The organism is Caldanaerobius fijiensis DSM 17918 (assembly GCF_900129075.1).
Classification (GTDB): Bacteria; Bacillota; Thermoanaerobacteria; order Thermoanaerobacterales; family Caldanaerobiaceae; genus Caldanaerobius; species Caldanaerobius fijiensis.
The window spans coordinates 1-2,494 of record NZ_FQVH01000007.1 but is presented as its reverse complement, the minus strand read 5'-3'; the positions used below and the strand labels follow the sequence as shown (position 1 = coordinate 2,494).

General features: G+C 29.8%; 3 protein-coding genes. All 3 read left to right on the top strand.

The window, feature by feature from the left end; all coding sequences use genetic code 11:
• Positions 1 to 279: 279 nt before the first annotated feature.
• Genes BUB87_RS04480 through BUB87_RS04470 form a run of 3 tightly spaced genes read left to right on the top strand, consistent with a single transcriptional unit; the run spans position 280 to position 2,107 of the window.
• A complete protein-coding gene (locus BUB87_RS04480; RefSeq protein WP_159432365.1) occupies positions 280 to 651 on the top strand; it encodes a hypothetical protein in 372 nt (123 codons plus the stop codon).
• The gene (locus BUB87_RS04475; protein ID WP_159432364.1) at positions 614 to 1,195 is read left to right on the top strand and encodes a papain-like cysteine protease family protein; all 582 of its coding nucleotides are present in this window, start codon (positions 614 to 616) and stop codon (positions 1,193 to 1,195) included. The genes BUB87_RS04480 and BUB87_RS04475 overlap by 38 nt, the downstream gene beginning before the upstream one ends.
• 12 nt (positions 1,196 to 1,207) lie before the next feature.
• Entirely contained in the window at positions 1,208 to 2,107 is a 900-nt protein-coding gene (locus BUB87_RS04470) for a hypothetical protein (protein ID WP_073342126.1), read from the top strand.
• The last annotated feature ends 387 nt before the right edge of the window (positions 2,108 to 2,494 follow it).

The following is a 2,494-nucleotide window of genomic DNA, read 5'->3' as shown; positions in this document are numbered from 1 at the left end:
AAATGATAATATAAGCCATAGAAGGTTCTTGTTGCAATGAGAAAATTGAAGAAAAACGGAGATATCGTGAGAAAATGAAAGATAATAGAGGGAGTAGATCCTAAGATAAAAAAGTTAGAAAGGGCGTTAGATTATGAGGAACTTAATATTAGGAAGAATAAAAACAAAGAAATAATATGTATTTTTGAAGAAATAATGAAGGTTAATTTAATTTATAATGGGTTAATTAAAAGCGGTTATTTTTTTATTTTATGCGATACCGAGGGCTACATAATAAAATTGATTTATGATGACCATTTGGCAAATTATTTTAAGAAAATAAATCTTGTAGAAGGTGCGAGTTTAAGATTAGAAGACAGTGGAACAAATGCGATTAACCTAGCGATGGAGTACAAAAGTCGGGTAGAAATATGTGGAGAAGATCACTACTGCGAATTATTAAAGAATTGGTATTGTACTGCAATGCCTATAATAAATTATAATGACACTGCAATAATAGCATATCTTGACATGTCTTGTGTAAATTATTCAAATATTAATAATCAGAGTTTGGTCCTCAAAAATATCGTTACTCAAATTGAAAAATATTTATCGCTTAAGCATGAAATTAATTATGTACTGGGTAAACTTATTTATGTTGATGAAGGGTAAAAAATTTATTTGTATTGTCTTTACAATAATTTTTTTACTTTCATCAATAAGTAACGTGTTTGCTGATGCGTATTGTGATAATGTACCTATATTTATACAAGCATATGATGGCCTTTGTTGGGCAGTCAGTGCTTCCATGGTAGCTGCACATTATCACGATGATGTAATTGATAGGACAGAAGATATTTGTTGGGAAATTAAAAAGGCTTATCCAGCATATGGAGAAAGTTTGGATGATATAATTAAAGGTATACAATACGGTCTAAAAATACCCACAGAATCTCCAGTAAAACCAGCAAAATATCAAACGTATGGAGTATGTAGCGAAACAGCAATTAAATATCAATTTAATAATAATGCTCCCATAGTGGCACGAATACAACCTCAAGGTATTGGTAGACATGCTGTAGTATTAAGGTATTATATCGATGGTTCATCAATAAATGAAGATAAAGTTGGTTATAATGATCCAATGGATGGTTCGCATTTAGTTAAATATACTGAATTCACAAAATCATGGGTTGATAGCATAATATTTTCTTAGGGGTGTTAATATATGAAAAGAATAATGTGTTTAATTTTAACAATGTTATTTTTATTTTACCTTAATATAATCACATATGCCGCTAATGTACCTATGAAAGAAGTTATAGAAAAATTTAACGATAATGTTGAAGAGAAAAATAAAATTAAAGAAGTAGTGTTAAAAGACGAGGCGCAGCCATTGAAAGATTTAATAAAATTTAAAAAAGATTTTAAAGTAATACAAAACACAATTGTAACTTCGGAAGATGATCTAATATTGGGTGAACCGTATAAAATAATTCACTTTCCTGCACCTATGCCAGATAATATTACGTCGGCTTTTGAAGGTTTTATAAAAGGAAAACGGATTACAGATATTTTACAAAACGCCACTTATTATTATGAAGTTCCCGTTTTAATGAAGCAAAATAATGCCCCTGTTTCATCTATTCAAGTCAAAATAAGAGACACTGGAAAATGGGGGGTTACATTGTATCCCGGTTATTTAGATCCAGAAATCAGCTATATTGTAAGTCAGCCAGAAAAAGTTGTTGAATTGCTCAAAAGTTTGGGAATAGAGACCGTTGATAAATATATGCATGTTAGCTTTGGAGATGGTTACGATTTTTTATATACGCTATCTGATAACAAGGAATATTTTATACCTTTGCAAACACGTTTCGGCACGGAACAATTTAAAGTATACACGAGAGGTCAATTTCAAGCAATATTTGCTCCTCTTATGGAAAAAGTCTTAAACGACGAAGAGCTACCCATTGGTGGTGGTGCTAGTTTCAGTAAGAATGATAATAAAATGACAAATATTAGAAGCAACAATGAAGTAATATACATTGCATTATCTTTTGGCGTTATTGTTGCTGTTTCCTTACTTTATATAGTACGAAACAAAATAAAACATAAAACGTTATGAAGATTGAAATAATTGATAAAATTGGGTGGCGATTAACTATACTATGATAAATAGATAGAGCATACACAGAATACTGTGTATGCTCTATCTATTATTTCTATACATAAGTAAATAATTTATAGGATATAGGAGGTGATCATGTGAGCCGAACATACAAAAAGTGTATTTTTATATGGAAAACCTACAAGAATTAAATTGGACGAGCTTCTGAAAATTCAAAAACTATATACCCAACTTATTAATACTTATATCGAATTACTGTTGAACAATAGAAATTTGTATTTATCAATCTTCCTCGTATAATATGATTTGTAATCAACCAAAAAGGTCGACCTTTAACAAGATTAATAAAGATCTTTGATATTTAAATATTGTTTCTTTAAATTT

Excerpts from the sequence above, each read along its gene's own strand:
- BUB87_RS04475 (WP_159432364.1), top strand. The coding sequence starts at position 614 with ATGTACTGGGTAAACTTATTTATGTTGATGAAGGGTAAAAAATTTATT.
- BUB87_RS04470 (WP_073342126.1), top strand. The coding sequence starts at position 1,208 with ATGAAAAGAATAATGTGTTTAATTTTAACAATGTTATTTTTATTTTAC.